Origin of the sequence: Streptomyces sp. SDr-06, assembly GCF_003324565.1 — a bacterium.
Lineage (GTDB): Bacteria > Actinomycetota > Actinomycetes > Streptomycetales > Streptomycetaceae > Streptomyces.
This window is the reverse complement of the sequence record NZ_QOLA01000007.1, coordinates 266488-288980: the sequence shown is the minus strand read 5'-3', so window position 1 is coordinate 288980 and position 22493 is coordinate 266488. Positions and strand designations below refer to the sequence as shown.

Annotated in this window: 27 protein-coding genes; 17 read left to right on the top strand and 10 right to left on the bottom strand. The window is 70.5% G+C overall.

Annotated features, from left to right (window positions below; all coding sequences use genetic code 11):
* Positions 1 to 29: 29 nt before the first annotated feature.
* A complete protein-coding gene (locus tag DT019_RS18065; protein WP_114037845.1) occupies positions 30 to 512 on the bottom strand; it encodes a MarR family winged helix-turn-helix transcriptional regulator in 483 nt (160 codons plus the stop codon).
* Between the two features lie 127 nt (positions 513 to 639).
* Here DT019_RS18065 and DT019_RS18060 point away from each other — a divergent pair, with 127 nt between their 5' ends.
* From DT019_RS18060 to DT019_RS18030, 6 genes are all read left to right on the top strand, one after another.
* Positions 640 to 1197 carry a quercetin 2,3-dioxygenase gene (locus tag DT019_RS18060; protein WP_114037844.1) on the top strand — a complete coding sequence of 186 codons (558 nt, stop codon included), beginning with the start codon at positions 640 to 642 and terminating at the stop codon, positions 1195 to 1197.
* A gap of 561 nt (positions 1198 to 1758) precedes the next feature.
* On the top strand, positions 1759 to 3162 hold the full coding sequence (locus DT019_RS18050; protein ID WP_223279643.1) for a sporulation protein: 1404 nt from the start codon (positions 1759 to 1761) through the stop codon (positions 3160 to 3162).
* A gap of 149 nt (positions 3163 to 3311) precedes the next feature.
* A complete protein-coding gene (locus DT019_RS18045; RefSeq protein WP_147267328.1) occupies positions 3312 to 4223 on the top strand; it encodes a sporulation protein in 912 nt (303 codons plus the stop codon).
* 89 nt (positions 4224 to 4312) lie between these two features.
* On the top strand, positions 4313 to 5242 hold the full coding sequence (locus DT019_RS18040; RefSeq protein WP_114037841.1) for an alpha/beta fold hydrolase: 930 nt from the start codon (positions 4313 to 4315) through the stop codon (positions 5240 to 5242).
* Positions 5243 to 5406: 164 nt separating this feature from the next.
* The gene (locus DT019_RS18035) at positions 5407 to 6597 is read left to right on the top strand and encodes a cytochrome P450 family protein (RefSeq protein ID WP_114037908.1); all 1191 of its coding nucleotides are present in this window, start codon (positions 5407 to 5409) and stop codon (positions 6595 to 6597) included.
* Between the two features lie 233 nt (positions 6598 to 6830).
* Complete coding sequence (locus DT019_RS18030) at positions 6831 to 7718, top strand: alpha/beta fold hydrolase (RefSeq protein WP_114037840.1); 888 nt, start codon at positions 6831 to 6833, stop codon at positions 7716 to 7718.
* Between the two features lie 116 nt (positions 7719 to 7834).
* On the opposite strand, the gene DT019_RS18025 is transcribed toward DT019_RS18030, so the two are convergent.
* Positions 7835 to 8152, bottom strand: a complete 318-nt coding sequence (locus tag DT019_RS18025) for a helix-turn-helix transcriptional regulator (RefSeq protein WP_114037839.1) — start codon at positions 8150 to 8152, stop codon at positions 7835 to 7837.
* A 133-nt stretch (positions 8153 to 8285) separates the two neighbouring features.
* Between DT019_RS18025 and DT019_RS40275 the strand changes: the two genes are divergently transcribed.
* From DT019_RS40275 to DT019_RS18005, 5 genes are all read left to right on the top strand, one after another.
* Entirely contained in the window at positions 8286 to 8474 is a 189-nt protein-coding gene (locus DT019_RS40275) for a hypothetical protein (RefSeq protein ID WP_223279642.1), read from the top strand.
* Complete coding sequence (locus tag DT019_RS40270; RefSeq protein WP_223279641.1) at positions 8471 to 8833, top strand: ANTAR domain-containing protein; 363 nt, start codon at positions 8471 to 8473, stop codon at positions 8831 to 8833. Before DT019_RS40275 ends, DT019_RS40270 begins: the two co-directional genes overlap by 4 nt.
* Positions 8834 to 9124: 291 nt before the next feature.
* Positions 9125 to 9316, top strand: coding sequence for a DUF6381 family protein (locus DT019_RS18015; RefSeq protein ID WP_114037837.1), 192 nt, complete (start codon positions 9125 to 9127; stop codon positions 9314 to 9316).
* A gap of 405 nt (positions 9317 to 9721) precedes the next feature.
* Positions 9722 to 10153 (top strand): Hsp20/alpha crystallin family protein, encoded by a 432-nt coding sequence (locus DT019_RS18010; protein ID WP_114037836.1) that lies wholly within the window; start codon positions 9722 to 9724, stop codon positions 10151 to 10153.
* A 97-nt stretch (positions 10154 to 10250) separates the two neighbouring features.
* Positions 10251 to 10646 carry a DUF2267 domain-containing protein gene (locus tag DT019_RS18005; RefSeq protein WP_114037835.1) on the top strand — a complete coding sequence of 132 codons (396 nt, stop codon included), beginning with the start codon at positions 10251 to 10253 and terminating at the stop codon, positions 10644 to 10646.
* On the opposite strand, the gene DT019_RS18000 is transcribed toward DT019_RS18005, so the two are convergent.
* Positions 10610 to 11923 carry an MFS transporter gene (locus DT019_RS18000; RefSeq protein ID WP_114037834.1) on the bottom strand — a complete coding sequence of 438 codons (1314 nt, stop codon included), beginning with the start codon at positions 11921 to 11923 and terminating at the stop codon, positions 10610 to 10612. The two genes, DT019_RS18005 and DT019_RS18000, sit on opposite strands and share 37 nt — an antisense overlap.
* 141 nt (positions 11924 to 12064) lie before the next feature.
* Between DT019_RS18000 and DT019_RS17995 the strand changes: the two genes are divergently transcribed.
* The gene (locus tag DT019_RS17995) at positions 12065 to 12424 is read left to right on the top strand and encodes an ArsR/SmtB family transcription factor (protein WP_114037833.1); all 360 of its coding nucleotides are present in this window, start codon (positions 12065 to 12067) and stop codon (positions 12422 to 12424) included.
* A gap of 194 nt (positions 12425 to 12618) precedes the next feature.
* On the opposite strand, the gene DT019_RS39615 is transcribed toward DT019_RS17995, so the two are convergent.
* The gene (locus DT019_RS39615) at positions 12619 to 13098 is read right to left on the bottom strand and encodes a hypothetical protein (RefSeq protein WP_189389695.1); all 480 of its coding nucleotides are present in this window, start codon (positions 13096 to 13098) and stop codon (positions 12619 to 12621) included.
* Positions 13099 to 13331: 233 nt separating this feature from the next.
* Here DT019_RS39615 and DT019_RS17985 point away from each other — a divergent pair, with 233 nt between their 5' ends.
* Positions 13332 to 13703 (top strand): hypothetical protein, encoded by a 372-nt coding sequence (locus DT019_RS17985; RefSeq protein WP_114037832.1) that lies wholly within the window; start codon positions 13332 to 13334, stop codon positions 13701 to 13703.
* A 75-nt stretch (positions 13704 to 13778) separates the two neighbouring features.
* Here DT019_RS17985 and DT019_RS17980 read toward each other — a convergent pair whose 3' ends face one another.
* Positions 13779 to 14873: a trypsin-like serine peptidase gene (locus tag DT019_RS17980; RefSeq protein ID WP_114037831.1), complete on the bottom strand. Its 1095-nt coding sequence runs from the start codon at positions 14871 to 14873 to the stop codon at positions 13779 to 13781.
* A 391-nt stretch (positions 14874 to 15264) separates the two neighbouring features.
* Between DT019_RS17980 and DT019_RS17975 the strand changes: the two genes are divergently transcribed.
* Positions 15265 to 15690 carry a hypothetical protein gene (locus tag DT019_RS17975; RefSeq protein ID WP_114037830.1) on the top strand — a complete coding sequence of 142 codons (426 nt, stop codon included), beginning with the start codon at positions 15265 to 15267 and terminating at the stop codon, positions 15688 to 15690.
* Between the two features lie 228 nt (positions 15691 to 15918).
* Here DT019_RS17975 and DT019_RS17970 read toward each other — a convergent pair whose 3' ends face one another.
* From DT019_RS17970 to DT019_RS17960, 3 genes are all read right to left on the bottom strand, one after another.
* Positions 15919 to 16614: a class I SAM-dependent methyltransferase gene (locus DT019_RS17970; protein WP_114037829.1), complete on the bottom strand. Its 696-nt coding sequence runs from the start codon at positions 16612 to 16614 to the stop codon at positions 15919 to 15921.
* A gap of 265 nt (positions 16615 to 16879) precedes the next feature.
* Positions 16880 to 17437: a class IV adenylate cyclase gene (gene cyaB / locus DT019_RS17965; RefSeq protein ID WP_114037828.1), complete on the bottom strand. Its 558-nt coding sequence runs from the start codon at positions 17435 to 17437 to the stop codon at positions 16880 to 16882.
* A gap of 15 nt (positions 17438 to 17452) precedes the next feature.
* Positions 17453 to 18319 carry a helix-turn-helix domain-containing protein gene (locus tag DT019_RS17960; protein ID WP_114037827.1) on the bottom strand — a complete coding sequence of 289 codons (867 nt, stop codon included), beginning with the start codon at positions 18317 to 18319 and terminating at the stop codon, positions 17453 to 17455.
* A 111-nt stretch (positions 18320 to 18430) separates the two neighbouring features.
* On the opposite strand from DT019_RS17960, the gene DT019_RS17955 reads away from it, so the two are divergent.
* Genes DT019_RS17955 through DT019_RS17945 form a run of 3 tightly spaced genes read left to right on the top strand, consistent with a single transcriptional unit; the run spans position 18431 to position 19322 of the window.
* Positions 18431 to 18940 carry a hypothetical protein gene (locus DT019_RS17955; protein ID WP_223279640.1) on the top strand — a complete coding sequence of 170 codons (510 nt, stop codon included), beginning with the start codon at positions 18431 to 18433 and terminating at the stop codon, positions 18938 to 18940.
* Positions 18937 to 19128, top strand: coding sequence for a hypothetical protein (locus DT019_RS17950; protein WP_114037826.1), 192 nt, complete (start codon positions 18937 to 18939; stop codon positions 19126 to 19128). Before DT019_RS17955 ends, DT019_RS17950 begins: the two co-directional genes overlap by 4 nt.
* Positions 19125 to 19322: an NUDIX domain-containing protein gene (locus tag DT019_RS17945; RefSeq protein WP_114037825.1), complete on the top strand. Its 198-nt coding sequence runs from the start codon at positions 19125 to 19127 to the stop codon at positions 19320 to 19322. The genes DT019_RS17950 and DT019_RS17945 overlap by 4 nt, the downstream gene beginning before the upstream one ends.
* A gap of 6 nt (positions 19323 to 19328) precedes the next feature.
* Here DT019_RS17945 and DT019_RS17940 read toward each other — a convergent pair whose 3' ends face one another.
* Both DT019_RS17940 and DT019_RS17935 read right to left on the bottom strand, forming a co-directional pair.
* On the bottom strand, positions 19329 to 22154 hold the full coding sequence (locus tag DT019_RS17940) for a type 2 lanthipeptide synthetase LanM family protein (protein ID WP_114037824.1): 2826 nt from the start codon (positions 22152 to 22154) through the stop codon (positions 19329 to 19331).
* Positions 22155 to 22290: 136 nt separating this feature from the next.
* Positions 22291 to 22491: a DUF6229 family protein gene (locus DT019_RS17935; RefSeq protein ID WP_114037823.1), complete on the bottom strand. Its 201-nt coding sequence runs from the start codon at positions 22489 to 22491 to the stop codon at positions 22291 to 22293.
* Positions 22492 to 22493 lie beyond the last annotated feature (2 nt).

Sequence of the window (22493 nt, the reverse complement as noted above, 5' to 3'; positions counted from 1 at the left end):
ATCCGCCGCGCACCCCGGGCCGGTCCGGGTCAGTGGGCGGTTCCGTCGTCCTCGGAGGCGGTTGCGCCGGTCACGTCTGCCGAGAGGGACGGTTCTGCCCACGGGGCTTCGAGTGCGGTGCGCAGTGCGTCGACGTTGTGCCTGCCGAGCCGCCGGGCCAGCTCCTCTTCGAGCCGTTCGAGGATGGCGGTGGCCTGCCGGTGGGCCCGCTCGCCCTCCGCGGTACGCAGGATCAGCCGCCGCCGCGCGGAGCTGGGGTCCGGGACCTGCGTGAGGAGGCCGGCGGCGGCCAGCGCGTGTACGGCCTGGTGGGCGGTCTGCCGGGTGACGCCCATGCGGCGGGCCAGCTCGGACACCGTGGCGCCGTCCTCGTCCAGCACGGCGAAGAGGTGGGTCTGGGCCGGAGAAACCGGCTGGGCACCCGCCGCTTCCATGGCCGCGGCCAGCCCTTCCTCGAACCAGCGCCGGGCATCGGCGAAGAGCCGGGGAAGGCTCTGACGGGTGTTGTGCATCTGATCCCCTCGATCTCGACCGGCCGCACCGCGACGGTCGGAGTGGCTGCCTCGCCGGGTTGCCCGCGGCCGCTCCTTAATGTCAGGCTACCTGACATTCATGCTGGCAGTCGATCGAGGAGCTTCCGTGACCATCGAGTACGCCACCCGCCACCGCCGCACCTCGCGCATTCCCCCCGAGCCGGGCACGCCGTACTTCATCGAGAAGGGTGAGGGCGACCGCGCCCATCTGTTCGGCGACCTGATCACCATCTACGCCGGCGGAGAGCAGACGGAGAACACCTTCAACTTCTTCACCGTCGAAGGCCCCAAGGGGGACCTCATCCCGGCCCACCTCCACCCCGACACGCACGAGGTCTTCTACGTGACCCAGGGCGCGGTCCGGCTGTTCGTCGAGGACACCGAGGGCCACCAGCAGGAGAAGCTGCTGACGCCCGGCGACTTCGGCTTCGTGCCCAAGAACTGCACCCACGCCTACCGCATGGAGCGCCATCACAGCCAGGTCGTCGGCGTGGCCGCAGGACCCGGCGGCACCTTCGAGCGGTTCTTCGAGAACCTCGGTCGGCCGACCGATCAGCACGGCCTGCCGCACCGGCCCGCGGTCCCCACCCCGGAGGCCTTCGCGAGCGTCCCGGGCCAGTACGACGTGCGATTCCTGCCCGACCACCAGTGGCGAACCCAGTAACGGCCGCCCTCACCACGGCCCCTCAGCCACCGACGCATCGGTGAATCCCCGGGCGCGTGGGGAGGCCCGCGCTACCGGATCGGGCTTCGGGGCCCGCGTGCCGGAGGAGCCGTCTCCTCACTCCCACCCGGCACGCGGCACCTGCCGCCCGCAAGGAGCATGAGCACCACTCCGAGGAGGGCCAGGACATCGGCCGGCAGCTGGGGCAGGAACGGCAACTGCTGCACCAACGGGACGTAGGTGCACAACAGCGCGACGACTCGCCGGACCACACGAGCCCACCGGCCCCGGGAACATGCGGAATGCCCCGTCCTGGTTCCCGCGACACGGCCGCGCACACCGTTCATTCCTGACATTCGAGCATCCCCTTTCCGCGACCCCGCACGGTGCCCCACCTGCCCTGACCAGCGCTTCGCACCGCGATGTTCCTTCAGGGGACCAGAGGCGTCCGGCGCCTGGGCAGGGCTCGCAGGGGGGCTCATATATCGCGGAGGCCGCTCACGCCAACTCCCGCTGGCTATCCTGGCGTTCAGACACAGCCGACCAAGGACGGTGGCGGACGTGGCGGGCGTGACGACAACGGCGAAGGCACCCAAGCGTCAGCGGAACACCCGGCTGGAGAGCCTGATCATCACATCAGGGATAAGTCACAAACGGCTCGCACACCGGCTGAATCAGATCTGCCTTTCGCAGGGACTTGTCAGCGACTACACGCACACCTCCGTGGCGAACTGGTGCCGCCGAGGCGTACGCCCACGCTGGCCCGTGCCCCGACACATATGCGCCGTGCTCTCCGAATCCTTGGGCAGGCCGGTCAGCCTGGAAGAAATCGGCATGGAATGGTCGGGACGGCTCGACCAGGATTCAGGCCTCCGCTTCCCCAGAGACCAGCAGGACGCGCTCACCGAAGCCACGTCGTATTGGAGCACCTTGAACCGCCGGGACTTTCTCACCTCCTCGCCTTTCGTCGCCTCGGCGTTCTCCGAGCCGGTGACGCGGTGGCTGGTCAGTCCGACCGAACCACTGACCGCCTCCTCGGGTCGCCTCACGATCGGGCGGTCGCACATCGAGGAGTTGCACGCGGCAGCCGACGCGGCCCGCCTGTGGGACTCCCGGTTCGGAGGAGCAGCCTGGAAGTCCCAGTCGCTCACCACCTACCTCTACGAGCGGGTCACACCCCTGCTCAGTGGCCGCTTCACCGAACGCGACGGACGTGAACTGTTCTCCGTCACCAGCGAGATGGCAAGGCTCGCCGGGTGGACGGCATTCGACGCCGGAAAGCACCAGACGGCACAGCGTCACTACATCCAGGCCCTGCGCCTGGCCAAGGCCGGCGGCAATGTGCACCTGGGCTCGTACATCCTCACCACCATGGCCATGCAGGCATTGATGCGGGGGTTCACCTCCGAGGCGATCGACATGGCTCAGGGCGCGTACGAGCGTGTTCCGTCCGCGGATCCTCGGGTGTTGGGATTCGCCAAACTGATCGAGGCGCGGGCCCACGCGAGGGAGGGAAACGGCCGGACGGCGTCGGAGTGCCTGTCCCTGGCCGAACGCCTCCAGGACCGCGGCATGACGGAAGGCAATGGGGAGCGTCCGTGGATCGACTTCTTCACCCGGCAACGGATCATTACCGACGCAGCCGAGATCTTCCGTGATCTGAAGCTTCCCCGGGCAACGTTCACCTGGCACGCCCTGGGGGAAATGCCCGGTGACGCCTATGCGCGGTCGCGCGGAATCCGCCTGTCCGTACTCGCGACCGCCCACGCGCAGTCCGGCGAACTCGACCACGGCCTGCGGCTGGGCAAGGAGTCCCTGCGGCTGTTCTCGCGACTGCGGAGCGTACGCGGAGTCGACTACCTCAAGATCTTCACCGCATCGCTCAAACCCTGGCAGCAGGAGAAGCAAGTGATGACCTACATCGACGAAGTACGGGAACTGGGCAGGTCGTTGGCGCTCGCCTGACCTGGCCCGACGTGCGGAGACGATGACCAGCGATCCGACAGGAGACCGGCATCATGGATCGTCGCACACTGCTTTCGGGAGCCGGCGGCTCCGTGGTCGCTTCAGCTCTGGGCAACGCGCCTGACGCGACCTCAGGTTCAGCACGTCGGGTGGGTCGCGGCGAAGTGGCGGCCCTGCGGCGGGCCGCGGAGGCCATCCGTCACGGCGACTCTCGCCACGGGGGCGGAAGCGCACAAGCGAGGCTCGCTGTCCAGCTGCTCGACGCCTGGGCACTGCCGCTGTTCAACCGACCCCTCACGTCGCAGAGCGAGGCCGAACTGTGCTCCCTCAGTGCCGAGTTGGCGCGGCTCGCGGGCTGGGCCGCCCTCGACGTCGGCCGGCACGGAACCGCCTTCTACCACTTCGACCGCGCGTTGAACTGGTCCCGTCAGGCGGACGACGCCGACCTCAGCTGCTACATACTCGCGACGATGGCCTTACTGGCCACCCTCCGCGATTGCCCCTCCACCGCCCTCGACATGACCCAGGGCTCTGTCGAGGCGGGCGGAAGCCGCGTGAACGCCCGCGTCCTCGCCTTCACCCGACTCGTCGAGGCCCGCGCCCACGCACGGGCCGCCGACCCCCGCTCCGCCTCCACCGCACTCGCCGCCTCCGAACGCCTCCTTGAACGCGCATCACGACAGGACGAGGCTCCGGAGTGGATCGATTTCCTCACCCGCCCGCGTCTGGCATCCGACGCGGCCGAGGTGTACCGCGATCTCCGCAACCCCCGGGCGTGCCTCGCGTGGAACCAGCAGGCCACCGCCATGGCCCCGGACACGTTCACCCGTTCGGTGGGGATGCGGCAAGCCGTCGTCGCCACCGCCCATCTGCAGAACGGCAACCTGGACGCGAGCCTGGCGGCGGGACATCGCGCGATCGACATTCTCCGGCTCGTCGACTCGAACCGCGCACGCGGCTACGTACGCGCTCTGCTCCTCGCCCTTCGGCCCCACTCCGACGCGCGCCCCGCCCGCGCCTTCCTCACCCGCGCACGCGAGGGCCTCGGCCTGACGGTCTGAGGGGGGTCTCGGCACTAAAACGCCCAGCACAAGCCGATGCCGACAAAGCGAGTTGCTGCCGAGCCGTCGACGTCCCCTAGTCTCTCGCCATGAGCCGACCCCCGAGCCTCGCACTGCCGTCGGGCACCCGCGCCCACAGCATGGAAACCAGCCGAGGTTCCTTCGCCGCGCTGGACTGCACCCCACCCGACGACGTGCCCCACAGGGGCACCGTGCTCATGCTGCCCGGCTTCATCGGCAGCAAGGAAGACTTCCTGCCTCTGCTGGCACCGCTGGCCGCGGCGGGCATGCGTGCCATCGCCGTCGACGGACGCGGTCAGCACGAGAGTCCGGGGGCGCGGAGCCGGAAAGCCTATGAACAGTCCGAACTGGCCGCCGATGTAGCGGCGTTGGGGGAGGCGATCTCCCACGTCACCACTCCGGTTCCCCTGCACCTCCTGGGACACTCCATGGGCGGACACATCGCGCGCGCGGCCGTACTGGACACCGCACTCCCCTGCCCATGGGCCTCGCTCACCCTGATGAGTTCCGGCCCCGCCGCGGTTCAGCCCGCACAACGCAAACGGATCGAACTCCTCCTCCAGCTGCTACCGGTTCTCGAAAAGGAGCAGCTGTGGCAGGAGATGCAGAAACTCGAGACGAGGGAACCCCCCACCGACGACGTCGCGGATTTCCTGCGTCAGCGCTGGCTCAACACCGACCCAGATCAACTGATGGCGGCGGGACGTCAACTCATCGCGGAGCCGGACCGGGTGAACGAGCTCGCTCACCTGTCCCTGCCCCTGCTGGTCGTCTGCGGCCAGGAGGACTACGCGTGGCCCGTCCCTTGGCAGCTCGACATGGCCACGCGCCTCCGCGCCCACCACGCCGTGATCTCCGGCAGCTCACACTCGCCCAACGTGGACAACCCCGCCGCCACCGCCCAAGCCCTGATCCGCTTCTGGCAGCGGACATACCGCACCCCAGCCCAGCCTTCAGGCGGCACGAGCCGTCAAAACCTGCTGTCATCCCGCCCGTGACGACTACGAGGCGTCGAACCGTACGGGGTACCCCGCCGCCGCTCGACACCGCCCAACGGCCTTGGCGGGCAAGGACGCTGGTGCCGCCGAGCAAGAGACGCACCCAGGGGATGCCGGGTGTGTCGCTGACGCGGACCAGCCAGAACACGTCGGAGCCTGAGACCATGACCGATCCAACCCAGCACCCGTCCTTCCTCCAGGACCCCTACCCCACGCTCGCCGCTCTGCGATCCGGGTGCCCCGTGCATCCCCTGTCGATAGGCGCCGGGCAGCCGCCCAGCTACCTGGTCACCGGCTACGCGGAAGCACGCGAGGCCCTCGGCGAGGCCCGGCTCTCCAAGGACACGGCCGCCTTCTTCGCCGACCGGGAGTCCCTGCGCCGCCTGCACCCGGCGGTCGCCCACACCATGCTGGCCAGTGACCCTCCCCAGCACACCCGGTTGCGCAAGCTGGTGACGAAAGCCTTCACCACCGGGGCCGTCGCGAGGATGCGCCCCTTCATCGCCCGCGTCACCGACGAGCTGCTGGACCGATGGCCCGAGGGGGAGCAGGTCGACCTCGTCGCCACCCTCGCGGTCCCGCTGCCCGTCATCGTGATCTGCGAGCTGCTCGGCGTACCGCAGGACGAACGCCCGGCCGTCCAGCGCTGGTCCGGTGAACTGTTCGCCGCAGGAGACCCGGACCTCATCGACGCGGCCTCGCACGCCCTGGCCGAGCACATGACCGGCCTGATCGAAGCCAAGCTCGCACGGCCGGGCGGCTCCCTGCTCGACCGCCTCATCTCGGCCCGCGACGGCGACGACCGTCTCAGCGAGGACGAACTGCTCTCCCTCGCGGTACTCCTGCTGGTCGCCGGCCACGAAACCACGACCAATTTCATCGGCAACGCGATGGTGGCACTGCTCCGCCACCCCGACGAGCTGGATCACCTGCGCCGCAACGTGGACGACGTCCCCGCTGCCCTGGATGAACTGCTGCGGTTCGATTCCCCCGTGAGCACGGCGACCTTCCGATTCGCCACGGAGACCTTCACCCTGGGCGGCACCGAGATCCCGGAGGGCGCCCCGGTGCTCGTGGCCCTGGGAGCGGCCAACCGCGACCCCGAGCGCTTCCCCTCCCCCGACCACCTCGCATGGAACCGGGACGCCGCGGCCCACCTCAGCTTCGGCCACGGCATCCACCGTTGCGTCGGCGCCCCGTTGGCCAAGGCCGAAGCCGAAATCGCCCTGCGAGCGATTCTGACCCGCTTTCCCGCAATCCGCCTCGCCGTACCACCCGACCAACTCGCCCGGCGACGCACTCGGCTTCTCCGCGGTCTGACGGCCCTCCCCGTCGTGGCGCACGCGGCCGGATGAGGCTCGGGCAGGCGATGGGACGACAGCGGCGCGGGGTCGCCTCCGCCGCATGCTTGATGCGCCGAGCGATGAGTTTTGACGGCGGATCGGGTCTCCCCTGGCATGACCCGAAACATCACGGGCGACTCGCCCTTCCCCGGCGGCGCGGACACCCGGATCCAAGCCCAGATCGCGGGAGCGCCTGTCGACAACGACCCCGCCGTGCCGTGCCCCCGACGTGTTGGGGTGCTCCGATGACCACCGTCAACGCCAACGGGATCGACTTGGGCATCGAGTCGTTCGGTCACGAGGACGCGCCGCTCGTCCTGCTCGTGGGCGGGACGACGATGCTCTCCTGGCCCGACGCGCTGTGCCGGGGCCTCGCCGCCGGCGGGCGCCGTGTGGTGCGCTACGACCTGCGCGACAGCGGGGAGTCGACAACTACGTATCCGGAGGCGCCCGCCTACACCCTGCACGACCTCGCCGCCGACGCGGCGGCCCTGGTGGACGCGCTCGGCGGCGGGCCCGCGCACCTGGCGGGGATCGGCGTCGGCGGGATGGTCGCCCAGGTGGCCGTGCTCGACCATCCAGGCGCGTTCTCGGCCCTCACCCTGGTCGGCACCCGACCGGTCGCCCCTGGCCCGACCGACGATGACCTTCCCGATCACGACCAGGCGACGATGGGCCGCCTGTTCGCGCATCCCATGCCCGATTGGGCCGATCGCGAGGCGGTCGCGGAGTTCGCCGCGGCCGGCGCGGACGTTCTCGGCAACGACCCCGCCGCCGCGCGCGCCGTCGCCGCACGCATCTGGGACCGTACGCCCGGCACCGCGCCCGCCGTCCATATGGCCAACCAGATCGGCCTGGTGTTCTCCAGGCTCGACTGCACACCGCGCTGGCGCGAGCGCCTGGCCGAGATCGACATCCCCACGCTCGTCGTCCACGGCCTCCGCGACCCGTTCTTCCCGCTGGGCAACGGCGAGGCCATCGCGCGCGCGATCCCCGGAGCGGCCCTCCTCGTCCTCAAGGAAGCCGCCACCGCGATCCCCGATACGGCGGTGGGCGAGGTCACCGAGGCGATGCTCACGCTCGGACAGGGGGTGGCGGGCGCCGAGCGGCCACGCGCCGGCGGAACGGATTGATGGCGTCGGCCGAGGGGCCCGAGTACGGCCGGCACGCACCTTCGACGCCCGAACGGGCCGTGTCCTGCTGCCTGTTCGGGCGGCCGGAGTCGGCCCCGACGAGTCCGCCCGGAGGCCTACGAGCCGTCGGGGCGCCTGCTGTCGTGCTGGGCGAGCACGGAGAGCAGGTCGGCGACGGTGGCCTTGTCGGCCGGATGGCGCAGGGGGTTGTCGGGAGCCACGCGGTAGATGTTGGAGCGGCCTTCGCGGGTATGCGTGAGGTAACCGCCGTGCTCCAGGTCGGAGATGATGTTCTGCACGGACCGTTCCGTCAGTCGGCAGTGCGCCGCGATGTCGCGTATGCGCACCGTGCTGTCCTCCGCGATGGTCGCCAACACACGGGCATGGTTGGTGAGAAAGGTCCAGCCACTGTGCGCCTCAGGTACTCCCGCCATCCGTCCACCATAGGCACTTTGATTCACGCAATCAAAAGGATGAAGCAGGTTTCCTGTAAGGCTTGACGTATGAGGATGCGCCGGAGGACATTGGGAGGGTCCGCAACCAGGTGGAGCCCTCGGGGAGCCTTCCGTGAAAGAGCTCAACGCCCTGCCGCGCCTGCGCCACCGTGCGCTGCCGCAGGGCAGAACGGTCAGCATCCGGGGCGCGGGCCGGGAGGTGGCGAGACTGCTCGCGATGACCCGTACGCGGCCTCTGCTCACCCCCACCCAGGTCTGCCCCGGCGGGTGGCGAGCCCGATCCGTGGGGCGACCGGCGTGAATGAGCCCAGGCCCGCCGAGGACACCGACGCATTGCACCGCGAAGTCGAGCAGCTGCGCCGGGCCTTGGAGACCCGGCCCGTCATCGACCTCGCCCGCGGCGCACTGATGGCCTCCTTCCAGCTCAGCAGCCAGGACGCCTGGAACGTACTCGTCACGGTGTCCCAGCACTCCAACAGCAAACTGCGGCACGTGGCCGAGAAGGTGCTCGACTCCATCAACGGCGACCCCCTCCCCCGGCCGCTCCAGCAGCAACTGGCCTCAGCCCTCGGCGCGTTCCGCACCGAACCCTCCACCCCGCCCGACAAACTCAGCACGCCGCCCACTCGTCCGGACATCCGCCAGACCGCCACCGAGTAACAGCGGCCGCCCCGATCCGGAGAAGCACCCAGTGCCATCGGCAGGCAGGTGCGCCTGGCCGGTCAGCGGGCTGGGAGAGCTCCACCAATTGGCCCCCTCGGCGCTCGGTGCCGGGCCCGGCACCGACCCGCCCCGCGTTGCTCGACAACCCTTGCGGGCGGGGCGGAAGCCGTTCGCGGGGCGGGACAGGACGGGCGGGAACCGCTTACCGACGGTGAGCGCCCGACGTGCGCGCCCCCGGTGCCGCTGATTTCCTGAATGCGCCCCGCTCTCCGCGACCATGGAGGACTCATGAGCAGCACAAGTGAACTCGGGGTGCGCCGCCTGCAGCAGATGCGCGCCCAGGTCAGCGAACTCCGCCATGCCGCGGACCGCACGCTCGACCCCGAGCTACGGCGTCGTCTCGAGGCGAAGATCCACCGCCTGCAGGAGCAGTGCGGCCAGGACCGCAGCACGGACACCGCGCATCCTGAACCGGCCTGACGCCGCTCCACGAAGGACCGACAGAGCAGCTCGGCGGCATCGCCGCCGAGCTGCGGCGCACCGCCGACCCGCCTGCCACCATCCCTGGCGGACCACGGCGCACATGCCGACCGGCACCGACCCCGATGTGCTCGTCGGTTCGCCAGACCCAGCGGATGTGACGCAGCCGGCCGGCCGCCGCCACGTACGAGTACTCGCAGATCCCGCACGCCCCAGCTCCGCCCCGCTCCATCGACTCCAGGTGGTGGAGCCGCAGGTGGCTGATCCATGGAGCAACCAGGCCGCCCATTGGCCCAGGTCATCCATCCGATGACAAGGTGTTTGTCATCCATTGGATGACGTGCTACAACGGTGTCGTGAAGCGCATTGGCAGGTACTGCCCGAACCTTCTGGAGGTGTTTCGTGATGTTGATGCGCACCGACCCGTTCCGTGAACTCGACCGCCTCGCCCAGCAGCTGACCGGGAGCGGCACGTGGTCGCGACCGTCCGCGATGGCGATGGACGCCTACCGCGAGGGCGACGAGTACGTGGTGGCCTTCGACCTTCCCGGCGTCAGCGCGGAGTCGATCGACATCGACGTCGAGCGGAACATGCTGACCGTCAAGGCCGAGCGCAGGCCCGTGGCGAAGGGCGACGACGTGCAGATGGAACTCTCCGAGCGGCCGCTCGGCGTCTTCTCCCGCCAGCTCGTCCTCGCCGACACCCTGGACACCGAGCGCATCAAGGCGGACTACGACGCCGGGGTGCTGACCCTGCGCATCCCGATCGCCGAGCGCGCCAAGCCCCGCAAGGTCTCCGTCAGCGGGACGTCCTCCCGCAAGGAGATCTCCGGCTGAACCAGCGGCGCGGGCAGGCCGGTGGCGGCGCGGGACGGGCTCCGATCTCCCCCTCTCCCCCGTCCTGCGCCCCACACCACGGGAGGCGGTGGCTGAGATGACCCTGCGATGGGAAGCGTTCCTCGATCACGTGCGGGAACGCGGCGAGTACGGCAGTGTCCACGAAGCAGAACGCGCGGCCCGTGTCGTTCTCGCCCTGCTCGGCGCCCACTTGGTCGGCGGTGTGCGGGCGGAACTGGCCGCGCGTCTGCCGGAAGCGTTCGCCCTGATCCTCCTCAACCCCCTGCAAAGCGCGGAACCGCTCCCGCCCGAGCGGTTCGTGCGAGCCACGGCTGCCTGGATCGAGGGCGCGACCGAAGCCACTGCGGCCTGGGACGTCAGCGCGGTCCTGAGCACCGTGGCCGACGCGGCAGGCGACCACCTCATGCAGCAGATCCTGCTTCAACTGCCTGTCGGCTACGACCTGTTGTTCGGCCGCCCCCAGCCCATCTGACCGCCCGCCCGCACCCCCGTGAGCGGGCGGACCGGGGCAGTCCTGGTGCGAGCGTGCGGGAGCCCGTCGGGGTCATCGGCGGGCCAGAGGCGTACGGCCGTACCACCCGCCGCGAGAGCGAGCACACCGAGAGCGATGACGGCTGCCTGGAGTCCGGCTTCGGCCCCGAGCCACCCGGCCAGGGGGTACGTGAGCAGCCAGCAGCTGTGGGAGAGGGAGAACTGGGCGGCAAAGGCAGCAGTGCGCTGCTCGGGCGTGGTGGAGTGGCGGATGAGACGGCCGGCGGGGGTGAGCACCATCGAGCAACCGGCGCCGAACGCGGCCCACATGATCAGAAGCGTCGGCCAGCGCCAGCTTCCGCTGCACGCGGGTGTGATCAGGACGAGTCCGGCGAACACGGTCGTGAGCAGCAGAGCGCCGCGCAGCATCACGGCCCGGTCCGAAGCCCTGTCCAGCAGCCGGGGCACCAGCAGGGCGACGAGCATGGAGCCCGCTCCGTACGCGCCGAGCGCGAAGGGGACTTGCGCGGCGGTGCGGCCGAGGTGGTCGCGTACGTAGACGACGCTGTTGACGGTGACCATCGCGCCGGCCGCGGCCACGGCGACGTTGAGGACCAGCAGGGCCCGCAGGCGCGGGCTGTCGAAGAAGAGCCGGGTGCCGGCCGTCGCCCTCGCATACGCGCTGCCCGTACGGGGCGCGGCGGGCGCAGGGCCGGGCAGAACGGCCGAGACGACCAGGGCGGCCGAGGCGAGGAAGCCGAGCACGGTCCCGGTGAACAGCCAGTTGTACGTGACGACGGTGAGCAGGGCTGCGGCGAGAGCCGGGCTGAACAGGCTCTCCAGGTCGTAGGCAAGCCGGGACATCGACAGTGCTTGCGTGTAGTCCCGCTCCTGGGGCAGGACGTCGGGGATGACGGCCTGGAAGGACGGGGTGAAGGCGGCCGAGGCGGACTGGAGCAGAAACACCAGGACGTACACCTGCCACACCTGGCTCACGAACGGCAGGAAGAGCGTGACGGCGGCCCGGGTGAGGTCGGCGCCGACCATGAGCGCCCGGCGCGGGAGGCGGTCGGCCACGGCGCTGATCGCGGGAGCGATCAGAACGTAGGCCGCCATCTTGATCGCCAGCGCGGTGCCGAGCACCGCCCCGGCACCGGCGCCCGCGATGTCGTACGCGAGCAGCCCGAGCGCGACGGTGGCCAGTCCCGTCCCGATCAGGGAGACGACCTGGGCGACGAACAGATGTCGGTAGGTGCGGTTGCGCAGAACGGAGAGCATCCGGCGGGTCCCTCGGCCAGAGGCGGACAGGGCTTGGACGCACTCACTATAGGCACATGTGCGCAGCTGCGCACATGAACAGAGAAGTTCCCTCGCCAGTCACCGCGCGGCCGCCGCAGGGGTGGGGCCTAGGCTGTCCCCATGCCTGAGCGCGACTCCGTCCTACCTGCACCCGGCGCGCATCTGCGTGCCCCTGACAGTGCGCGGCTGGCCGAGGCGACCGGCGTCTTCGCGCTGCTTTCAGACGCCACCCGGCTGCATCTGCTGTGGCTGCTCGCGCAGGGGGAATCAGATGTGAGCTCGCTCGCCGAGCGGTGCGAGGCGTCGCGCACCGCGGTCAGCCAGCATCTGGCGAAGCTGCGGCTCGCCGGGCTGGTGGAGACCCGCCGCGAGGGGCGCCACATCGTCTACCGACTGACCGACGGCCATCTGCGCCGCCTGGTCCTCGAAGCGCTCAGTCACGCCGACCACCGCGTGAGCGGGCAGGCCACCCACGACTGATCGGTCCGCCACGGGACGGCACGCGCCCGCGCCATGGCGAGCGGTCCCCCATGCGCCGCGCCGCCCTCGCGGGGATGAGCCCCTCCCCCGCCGACGGTCCCACCACCACGGCCGCCCCTACGACAGTCCCGGTCAGGTATCCGGTAGGCAGGACCGCCAGGCCTCCGGGCCGCCGTTTCTCGGGGGCTCGCCCTTCAGCAGACCGGCAGAGGGTCTGTCTCGCTGGAGATGTCGGTGTCCTTCATCCAGCCCCAGGCACCGTTGTCCGCCTGGGTCCACTCCCACCGGTAGGGGTGCGGACCGCCGACATACCCGCCGTCGTCCGAACGGCAGGTGAACCAGGACGGGTTGCTGTACATGGTGCCCACGTACTGGGCCTGTCCATTGTTGTTGATGTAGACACCGGCGCCGGAAGCGTTGTTGCACCACCAGTGGCTCGACGCGTACCAGCAACCTCCCGCCTCGATACGCGTCCCGGACCGCCCGGAGTCGGTTCCGGGCCGCAGCGCCGTGCTGACCACGGGGCCGTCGGCCGCAGGCGGGACGGCCGTGGAGATCGTCGCGACTTGAGCACCCGTGCCGGTGGGTGTGGATGCAGAGCTGGTAGCAGTGCCCGTCAGGGCGAATGCGGCACAGGCTCCGGCCAACGCCGCGATGGACCGTTTACGTAACATGCTGAACTCCCGTCATCGGATCAGGGCGCAGCTCCGGCAGTGCGAGGGCGCCTGCCTGGATACGGCGAGCATGGCAGCCGGCCCAGAGGCCGGGTCAGGAAGCATCAGGCCAATGTCGCTCCGGCCGAGAGCAGGCGAATCGGTCCAGCCATCGCGGACACCCGGATTCCCGGCAGGCATGCTGGAAGCGCAGGCCGTGGCGGCCTCGCCGCGCCGGTGAGGATGATGAGGTCATGGATCACGTCATCGAACTCGATTCGGCCGCCGCCGAGATCACCGCACGTCTTCCGGCCTGGAGCGCGGCAGGCCTCACCCCCCTCCCGGTCACCTGGCGGGACGGACACGCCCCGTGGCCCCAGCGCCTGGAGACGGACCGGGCACTCGTCGCCGATCCGGATTCGGTCGGCATACATGTCAAGGGCGCCGATGGGTGGGCCGAGCTACAGATCGTCCTGTACCGGGGTGGCTGGGCAGATCTCAACGCGCTGAAGGACAACGAGGTCATCGCCGACTGCCCCTCCATCGCCACCCCGGCGGAGTTCGGCCGCTACCTCGACTCCGCAGTCGCGCGCTTCCTTGAACCCAGGCTGCCGCCGACAGCATGAGCGGCTGGGCGTCGCCATGCGCAGCACGAAACAGCCGAGGCGCATGGGCGCCCTCGATGGCGTGGGGACGCGGGACTACGGCCAGGTGTCGCGACCGTACTTGACGATCGCGTTGAGGTCCGGGCCACCGGCCACGATGTTGTTGTCCTCGCTGCCGATGCCGAGCGGTCCTGAGATCTCCTCGTAGCCGCTGACCGTGCCGATCGCGTACGGTCCGTCGCCCCAGGTCCCGAAGAAGGGGCCTCCCGAGTCACCGCCGGTGTCGTCGCCGTGGTGCTCCAGTTCCTGCGCGTCGCCGTCCTCGTCGTCGTCGATGACGTGGATGGCGGCCTGGAAGCTGGGACGTTCGGAGATGACGGCGCTCGGGTAGCCCACCAGCGTCCAGTAGTTGCCGCCTTGCCAGCCGTCTTCGTATGCCTTGGTACCGAGCGAGCCGAGCCAACTGCCGAGGGGATCGGCGGGGCGCATGACAGCCATGTCGTGGGCGCTCACATCGTGGCCCGCATACCCGTGAGCGTCCGTGACCCAGGACTGGCCGCCGCTGCCGGCCACGGAGCCTCCGTCGTAGTAACCCGCGACGAACTGCGCCGCCCAGTTGGACGCACCCCATGGCACCATGTGGGCGGCTGTCAGCACTGTGCGGTTGCCCACGAGAGCGGCCGTACCGTAGGAGTCCCAGTTCGCCTGACTCGCGTCGCTCCAGACGAACAGCCGTCCGATGCATGCCCAGGGGTACCCGGAGGGGTAGTACGTCTGCCTCGCCGTGTACTCGCCGTACACGTGGCCGCTGTCGGTCGGGACGATGACGGTGCGGCCGTTGATCCGGCGCAGCCGGGTCTCGGGTACCCCGGTCAAGCGGGGATAGTGCAGTTGTGGTTGCCACAGAGGCCGGTGGGGCCGGGGTGGCGCGTCCGGCGGCGCCAATGAGCCGGGCTCGTGCAGCCGGGTCTCGTTCACCGTGCGGCCGTGGAAGGAACCTTCGGGCAGGACGAGGGTGGGGCCGCCTTCCTGCTGCAGAGACTGCCACTCGGGGACCGTCACGGTTACGCGGGCGGACGTCAGGCCCGCCCTTGCTTCTCCGGAGAGGTTCTCGGTGGCGGGGATGTCCGCACGCCGGGCCAGCTCATCCAGGGTGAGCGGTGGGTCCTGCCGGGTGTAGCGATCGTTCATGACGTGTGCCTCCTCGTCGGCCGGAGGCGCGCGGACGCGGAGGCTCTCGGCGCCTGCGCCGTCCTCCTCTCTCCATGGTGGACCCGGCCCAGCAGGGGGCCCACCGGTGGCCGCAGCAGCAGCCGATCACAGCGGGCGTGGCTCCGTGCCGCTCCACCGCCCCCCACACATGGGGAACGCGCGGCTGCCCGGCACACCTCGTGGTGGACCGGGCGTACACGGCGGCGGTGCCCGAACGCACCTCCATTTGTCGGGGAACGGTAACGGCTTCCGAGGGGGTGCAACGGGCGAGGCTGGGTGGCCCATCTGCCTGATCAGCGAACCGCGTTGGGTGTGTTCGCCAAGCGGAGGACCACCGCGTGAGCGCGGTGGTCCACGGGAAGGAAAGTCCATGACCAGGACGAAGAGGACCGTCACGAAAACACAGGGTCGCCGGGCGGCCGTCATCGGCGCGCTGGGGCTGGCCGCGGTGACGCTGGCCGCGGCGCCGGCGTTCGCCAAGGGGAGCGTCGACATCTCCGCGCAGCGTACGGCCCACGTGGGAGAGACCTACAAGGTCACGGGCCGTGGCAACGACGACGCGGCGCCCTATCTCCGGATATGCCTGGAGGCCCGCGGCGGCCAGAAGGGCTGGCAGCAGATCTCCTGCGGTCACGTGGTCACCGCCGGCACCGACGCCCAGGACGTCGCGCACATCAAGGCCGCCCATCACGGCATCGTGGAATACCGCGCGGTGGTCTACGGGCTGACCGGTCCGACCGACCGCCACCCCGTCCGCGAACGCACCTCCGGCCTCGCCACCGTCAGCGTCCGCTGAACCAGGTTTCACCATACGGGAGTTGAGGTCGGCTGGTCCTGGCCTGACGTGACGGTCGGGTGTGCGGGCCCGAGCCCCAGCGGTCCGTGCTCCGGGGACCGGCCGCCCGTTCAGCCTCGTAGGCGCACAGTCTCAGGGGCCTCGCCACAGCGGGCCCCTGAGCCGTTCCGCCCCCCGCCGAGAGCCCCTCGCTGCGCTGGGGCCGCCCGAACTCCGGGGCCGATTCCGTCACGGGCTACGGAGCTTGACGGCCAGGAAGTGGGGCTGCTGGTGGGTCTTCTCGTACCGGCGTAGATCGATGGGCTCGGCCTGAGGGGTGGCGCGCGGCTCCGTCAGTTCTTCCAGCACGAATCCCGCGCCGAGCAGCTCCCCCAGGAACTGCTCCAGCGTCATCCGCCAGTAACTGAGAGCGAATTCACCGCCGAAGGGAAGCCGCACCCGCTCGGCGGCGAAGTAGGAGCCCCCGAAATAGGTCCAGTCACTGGTCGGGTGAGTGGTGGAGACGAGCAGGGTCCCGCCCGGCCGCAGCACGCGACGCAACTCGGCCAGGAGTTGGGCCCGTTGGTCGATGTGGTGATAGACGAGGGCCATCAGGGCCAGGTCGAAGGACTGGTCCGACAGGAAGGATAGCGGCTCCTCCAGGTCGTGCCGGTGCAGGACCGCGCGGTCGCCGAGCCGCTCCCGGGCGGCTCGCAGCAAGGATTCGCTCCCCTCGACGCCGACCACCCGTCCCGCCCCCATCCGCAGGAGTTCGGCCGCGTAGTGTCCGGCCCCGCATCCGAGATCCAGAACCCGCGAGCCACTGACGTCACCAGCGAGCTTGAGCATCGCCGGGCGATCGGTGTGGGCGTTGTAGACGCTGGTCGTGGCCTGAAGTGCGAACTGCCTGCCCATTTCGCCGTGATAAGCGGTCTCGGCTGTCATCGAGGCATTCTCGCAAGAGCCGCATCCGCGTGACCACGCCGCTCCCCCGGTTTTGCGACGCGGACTGCGGCGGGAGTCGGCCGTAGGCCCTGCCGCCTGCTCCTCCTTGAGGAACACGGGGCCCTGCTGCGACGAAACACCGCGCTCAGGGCGGTGCCGCGGTGGGCGGGCGCGCCGTCAATTCACGTCTGTGGCATGGGAGTACCTTCGCCTGCACCCACCGTCCCGCACCTGCTACCTCGGAGCGCACTCGCCCTGTTCGACGTCACCTGCCGCGTCGCGTACGCACCGCGTCCGTGTACAACTCCGTCGTGAGGTCATCGCCGTCGATCCCCAGATCCGCGAGGACGGTTCGGACATCTTCCAAGGCCGCGTGCATGTCAGCCTCGTCCACGATGGTCTCCACCTCGAGGAACGTGCCGTCGAGCTCAGGAACGCGAACGAGCGTGGCGAGCATCCGGCGGCCATAGGCCTCGAAGTCGTAATTGCGGCACCGCTTCTCGAACGCGATGACCGGCACGTAGCCGAGCCCGCGGAGCATCGCGTGTACGGCCCCCGCGTCACTGACCCGGGTTTCGTGCTCCGGCTTGGATCCGGACGCCGCGTCGGCTCTGGCCCCCTTGAACGTCAGCAGTGTGCGCGACTCCTCCGCACCGTGGACGGTACGCACTCGCAGCTCTTCGTCCCTGGCGTCCAGGCCGCCCGCGGTATCGTCGTAGTACGTGTCCTGATACACCTCGGCTCGTCCAGTGGCCCGCTCATCCAGCCGTTTGAGCACTGCCTCGGGGGTGTGGACGCGTGCTTTCAGCTCTGCCTCGATCACCAGCGATCCCCTTTCCTACACCGTGCGTTCGGCTCCGTCGACGATCGCCTCAACCATCCGCCGGAAGCCTCGGTACAGCGGGCCGTGCGGCGTCTCCATCACCTTGTAGCACGCCGACTCGTGCCCCTCCCAGCCCACGTCAAAGGCACCCACGAACATGGTGGAGTCCGTCCGAATGACTCGCCAGGTGGGGAGCGCCCCGTATCGGTAGACCTGTACGTCGCACGTGTCGGCGAGTTCACGCAGCCGCGCCTCGGCCAAGCGCACCCCGCGTGCCAGGGACTCGGCCGACTCGCCGATCTCGGCTGCCCGGTGCGCGAGCGCGGGCGATTCGGGGTCGAGGAGTAGCAGGCGGACGCGTAAACCGTGGCCGCCGTGTTCGCGCGGCAGGCAGGCGCGGAGAAGCGAGTCGTTCAGGCCGAGCAGACCCAGGCCCCGCACGGCGAGCACGTCCAGTTCCTTCGCGGCGCGGGCCTGTTGCTGGATCTCGTCGCGGGCCGACGCCTGCGAGGAGTAGACGCGTACGACCTCCGGGAACACGGCAAGGTCGAACGCCGCCCCGCCGGACCGCTTCTCTCGACTGGCGGCGAGACCGAGGAGGTGGCGTGCGTCGTCGGGCATATCGAGACCGTCGGCGATCCGTTCGTACACATCGAGCCGGGATACCTCACGGCGGCCGTTGATGATCTCGTTGACACGGCCTTGCGCCATGTCGACGGCCGTGCCGATCTTCGCCTGACTGGCGCCGGAGTACTGCTGCACGCATCGGAAGACGGCGCCCATATCACGGCGACGCAGCGCCTGGCGCAGCTCGGCCGTCTCCCAGGCCCAGCCGGGAAGTTCGACCACCGCGCGCAGCCTCGACACGGTCCTGTCCTCCATCCGCGGATGGGATACCAATCCATCCCACGGTGAGATTACCGCTCGGGTATCGCGCCACCTCCTGTCCCGCAAAGATCCTTGGCCTCCGAAGCAGCGATGACGGAGGCAACCATGAACAGCCCTGACACCCCTTCTACCGAACTCCTGGCCGAGGCCGAGCAGGAGGCGATCGGCAGCTGGCTCGCGGGCAGCCTGAACAGACCCCACAACGCCCGCCAGGAGTGGCAGGAAAGCCACGTCGCGGTCCTCGCTCTCGGGCGCCGCTTCTCGGCCGTCCGCCTGACGGAAAAGCTGGTGTACGCCGTGGCCGCCGCCGAAGGCACGACCGCGACCACCTTCCTGCGCACCCTCAACGGGCCCGTCATCCACGACCCGTACGGCCACCGGTACTACGCCCTGGTGCCCTCCTCACCCGGATCGGATCTGGGCCCGTACGCGAAGCACCTGGGCCTCGGCCACTACGTGGGTGTCCCGCGTGTCGGCGATTGCGAACCCGGCGGGAGCCACGCCAGCTACTGGGCCGTCCCCATGCGGGCCCCCGGCGACCTGTGCGACCCGGCCCGATTGGTGAGGCTGATCGAGACCGGCACCGCAGCGCTCAGGTACGGAGACGAGACGTGACGCAGACCCGGACCAGCACGGCCTACGTGACTCCCGAATGCCGCGAGGCCCGCAAACTCAGCTGGGACAAGGGGCACGTGCACTGTCCCGGCCCGCTCGAAGTACGGCAGACGCTGGGCACAGTCGCCGTCGAAGTGCTCCAGTGCGCCTGCTCCTGCCACACCCGCATGCCCGGAGCCCCCGCATGACCACGCCGCGGGCACCGGGCCAACCGCTCCTGTCCCGGGTCGTCATCACCGATGAGGACCACCGCGTCCTCTTGGTCCACACCGCGGGCAGCCATCCCCAATGGGGTCTGCCCGGCGGACTCGTCGAGCTCAGCGCCAGGGTGCTGGCCTCTTCCGTGTGTTGCCGCGCCGCGGGCGGGCTCTCTGCTGTCTGACCGGAGTCAGTCGAGGAGGAGGGGGTTGGGGAGGTGGGCCGCGGGGTGCATGCGCAGCAGGGTGTGGAGGACGCCTGCCAGGCCTGACATGAGGCTGGGCGAGAACGCTTCCCGGGCCAGGCCACCGACCGGGCCGCGTTGTTCGAGGCCGGTGAGGATCTCGCCGTCGAGTGCGGTGGGGTCGCCGGACCCGACGGACGTCAGGAACTCCCACAGCCCCAGGTCGCCGTGGCACAGGGTGTGACTCCATCCGAAGCCCTCCGCCGCGCAGGCGCGGGCGGCCCGGTGGACCATGTCGAGGTGGGCGGGGTCGCCGGTGCGGCGGTGCAGATCCAGCATGCCGATGCCGACGCCCGCACTGCCGTGGCACCAGCTGGTGAAGTAGTCCTCTTCCGCGCCGATGCGGGCGTCGAGCCAGTTGCCGTCGTCGGGCCGGTAGAGGGACTCCTGGTAGGCGAAGGCACGCTCGGCCAGCCCCCTCCAGTCGCGGCGCTCAGAGGCGGTGCCCGCGTCCGTGAGGGCGAGCCGGGTCAGTGCCCAGCCGATGCCGGTGGCTCCGTGGGCGAAACCGCCGATGCCCTCCGGGTTGAGGCGGGTCGGCCACCGGGCGCCCGTCGCGTCGGTCACGGCAAGCGCGGCCAGCCGTCGGCCGATGTGCGCGGCGGCTCCCAGCCAGCGGTCCTGCCCGGTCGCGGCGGCCAGGTTGAGCAGCGGGACGACTGCCCCGGCCGCGCCGTTGAGGAGGTCCACCTCGACGTCTTCCTCGATCAGCGGCCCCGCCGTGAGCAGCCGGGCCCGCTCGGCGGCCCGCTTCAGCAGCCAGTCCTCACCCACCACCCGGTGCAGCGCGAGCCATGTCCACACCTGCGAGGCGGCGCCGCTGAACGCCCCGGCCGACGGCGTCGGAGTCAGGTCCTCCGTGCTGATGAGGACCCGCAGCGCCCCCTCGAACGTCTCGCGCACGCCCGGCACTTCATCGGCCCGCCCGGCCCGTACCTCGGACACGTACTCGGCCAGCGTGAGCGCCACACCGCCCTGCCCCGTGTAGAGGTCGGCGGGCAGCACCCTGATCGACCATCCGGCGGGGGTGAAGACGGGGCTGATCCAGGTGACCGTGCCGTCCTCGCCGCCTACCGCCCCGTCGCACAGCCGCCGCACCATCTGTGCGGCGAGGGCACGTCGGCGGCGTTCGCGGTCGCGGGCGTGGGGGTCGCGGGCGGCGGCCTGTATCCGTTCGGGAAGCGAGCGTTCGTTGAGGTAGGCGCCCACCAGGGCGTCCTGGATCACCGACTCCTCCAGGGCCAGATCGGCGGTGCGCCAGTCCTCGACCGTGGCGCGCACGGACGAGGCGTCCACGGTGAAGCCGAACATCGGAACATCCCCGACCAGCAGGTCACCGATCTCGCCGTCGATGGCCGCGCGGTCGGTGGGCGCACCGGGCAGCACGTCGGCGTTGCGCCGCAGGATGTCCCGGGTCCGCTCGACCGCCGCCGCCTCGTCGTGCAGCGAGGCCGGGTGCCACAGCATCCGGCCGATGTCGACGTACGCCTGCGTCGGCCGCAGGATCCGCCGGGCCCGGACACCTTCGAAACGGCGCAGCAGCCGGTACGGGTCGGTGCCGGGCCGGCGCAGATGCGCGGTCATGTCCTGGAACCCGGCCAGGATCCGGTCCCAGTACGTGCTCAGGACCGGCGTGGCGGCCGGGTGGTTCCCCGCCACCGGCATGGCCACCAGGTCCACCTCGAAGCGAGCCGCGGCGGTGCCGCCGTCGGCGATCACCGGGTGCGGGATCAGGGGCTGTTGACCGGGCAGGGCGCCGATTCCGGAGATGTCGACGCCGCCGAGCGCGAAGCTGGTGCCGCGTACGGGCAGCAGTCCGGTGCGGAGCACGGTGCGGCGGATCGCGGCGGCCGCCACGTCCACCGCCCCGCCCCGGCCGCTGGGCGGGAACGGCGCCGGGGCGTCGAAGAGGGTCTCGGCGTCCACGATCACCGGCACGGGCCCCGCGGCGATCATGTTCTCGGCGTGCATGTCGGTGCCGCCGGTGAAGCGGAGCACGGCCAGCCAGTGGCCGATGTTGCGGTAGAACACGGCGAGTTCGCGCTCGTCCGCGCAGTAGCGGTGGCGGATGAACTCGGCCCAGCCGTAGCCGTCGCGGGCCAGGGTCCTGGGCACCCGGATGCGCTCGTCCGGCGCCGGGGCGCCGGGAAGCTCCGCGAACAGGTCGTCCAAGAGCGCGCCCAGCGCCACGTCGGCCTCCGACGGCCGGGGCTTGTACATCACGCTCCCGCCGGCGAAGTCGACCCGGCTGACCGTCAGCCCGCCCCGGTGCCTGTCGCCCGCCCCGAACTCGACGGCCCGTACCTCGCCCGCGGGTGCGCCCAGGAGAGCGTCCAGCAGCTCGCGGTCCGCGGCCAGCCGCTCCGCGAAGCTCGCGGCGGCCGCCACCGAGAGCCGTGCCGCCGACGCGACCCGTGGGCCCACGCTCGGATAGCGGTCGGCCAGCCGGTCGAGATAGCCCTCCTTGCCGGCCTGCTCGATGTACGCGTCCCAGGTCGCCGCACCGGCCCCGGACGCGGGGTCCGCGCCCCCCTCGGCCAGGCGCAGTGCGTGCAGTTCGATCAGGAACAGGCGGGACAGCTTCGCGTGCAATGACTGGAGCAGCGCCGTGTGCCCGGCCTCCAGCAGTACGTCCCGCTCCGCTCGCCCGAGCGGTCCCACCGCGGCCAGCCGCCGGGCCAGTTCGTCGCGCCACGGTCGGGCGATGGCCCGGACCGGCTGGGCGAAGTGTGCCGGTTCGTCGGACGTTCCCGGCTTCGAAGCGCTCACCATCAACTACTCCTGTTCCACCGCGAGTTCGCGCCACTGGCGGCGCACGTGAGGAGCCCTGGAGGCGGGCGGTCGGCCAAGCAGCGGGCCCTTCGTGGCACATGCGTTGCCACGAAGGGCCCTCAGGTGCTTGCGACGGTCAGCAGCACCAGCTCCCGTGCGACCCGCTCGGGCTGGAACAGAAGCCGTAGAGGGAGTCGCTCGGGTCGGTGAGCGCTGCCTCGGCGGCGGCGCCGCCGACGTAGAGCGGACCGGCGGGGTTGAGCTGGCCGCACGCGCTTTCGGCACCCGACAGCCACGCGTCGAGCACGGCGCTTGCAGGAACACTGGTCTGCGGCATCA

What these genes read in the sequence shown, in the direction of transcription:
- DT019_RS18065 (WP_114037845.1), bottom strand. Translation starts at nt 512, where the DNA reads ATGCACAACACCCGTCAGAGCCTTCCCCGGCTCTTCGCCGATGCCCGG.
- DT019_RS18040 (WP_114037841.1), top strand. Translation starts at nt 4,313, where the DNA reads ATGAGCCGACCCCCGAGCCTCGCACTGCCGTCGGGCACCCGCGCCCAC.
- DT019_RS18035 (WP_114037908.1), top strand. Translation starts at nt 5,407, where the DNA reads ATGACCGATCCAACCCAGCACCCGTCCTTCCTCCAGGACCCCTACCCC.
- DT019_RS18030 (WP_114037840.1), top strand. Translation starts at nt 6,831, where the DNA reads ATGACCACCGTCAACGCCAACGGGATCGACTTGGGCATCGAGTCGTTC.
- DT019_RS18025 (WP_114037839.1), bottom strand. Translation starts at nt 8,152, where the DNA reads ATGGCGGGAGTACCTGAGGCGCACAGTGGCTGGACCTTTCTCACCAAC.
- DT019_RS18015 (WP_114037837.1), top strand. Translation starts at nt 9,125, where the DNA reads ATGAGCAGCACAAGTGAACTCGGGGTGCGCCGCCTGCAGCAGATGCGC.
- DT019_RS18010 (WP_114037836.1), top strand. Translation starts at nt 9,722, where the DNA reads ATGTTGATGCGCACCGACCCGTTCCGTGAACTCGACCGCCTCGCCCAG.
- DT019_RS18005 (WP_114037835.1), top strand. Translation starts at nt 10,251, where the DNA reads ATGACCCTGCGATGGGAAGCGTTCCTCGATCACGTGCGGGAACGCGGC.
- DT019_RS18000 (WP_114037834.1), bottom strand. Translation starts at nt 11,923, where the DNA reads ATGCTCTCCGTTCTGCGCAACCGCACCTACCGACATCTGTTCGTCGCC.
- DT019_RS17995 (WP_114037833.1), top strand. Translation starts at nt 12,065, where the DNA reads ATGCCTGAGCGCGACTCCGTCCTACCTGCACCCGGCGCGCATCTGCGT.
- DT019_RS39615 (WP_189389695.1), bottom strand. Translation starts at nt 13,098, where the DNA reads ATGTTACGTAAACGGTCCATCGCGGCGTTGGCCGGAGCCTGTGCCGCA.
- DT019_RS17985 (WP_114037832.1), top strand. Translation starts at nt 13,332, where the DNA reads ATGGATCACGTCATCGAACTCGATTCGGCCGCCGCCGAGATCACCGCA.
- DT019_RS17980 (WP_114037831.1), bottom strand. Translation starts at nt 14,873, where the DNA reads ATGAACGATCGCTACACCCGGCAGGACCCACCGCTCACCCTGGATGAG.
- DT019_RS17975 (WP_114037830.1), top strand. Translation starts at nt 15,265, where the DNA reads ATGACCAGGACGAAGAGGACCGTCACGAAAACACAGGGTCGCCGGGCG.
- DT019_RS17970 (WP_114037829.1), bottom strand. Translation starts at nt 16,614, where the DNA reads ATGACAGCCGAGACCGCTTATCACGGCGAAATGGGCAGGCAGTTCGCA.
- DT019_RS17960 (WP_114037827.1), bottom strand. Translation starts at nt 18,319, where the DNA reads ATGGAGGACAGGACCGTGTCGAGGCTGCGCGCGGTGGTCGAACTTCCC.
- DT019_RS17955 (WP_223279640.1), top strand. Translation starts at nt 18,431, where the DNA reads ATGAACAGCCCTGACACCCCTTCTACCGAACTCCTGGCCGAGGCCGAG.
- DT019_RS17945 (WP_114037825.1), top strand. Translation starts at nt 19,125, where the DNA reads ATGACCACGCCGCGGGCACCGGGCCAACCGCTCCTGTCCCGGGTCGTC.
- DT019_RS17940 (WP_114037824.1), bottom strand. Translation starts at nt 22,154, where the DNA reads ATGGTGAGCGCTTCGAAGCCGGGAACGTCCGACGAACCGGCACACTTC.
- DT019_RS17935 (WP_114037823.1), bottom strand. Translation starts at nt 22,491, where the DNA reads ATGCCGCAGACCAGTGTTCCTGCAAGCGCCGTGCTCGACGCGTGGCTG.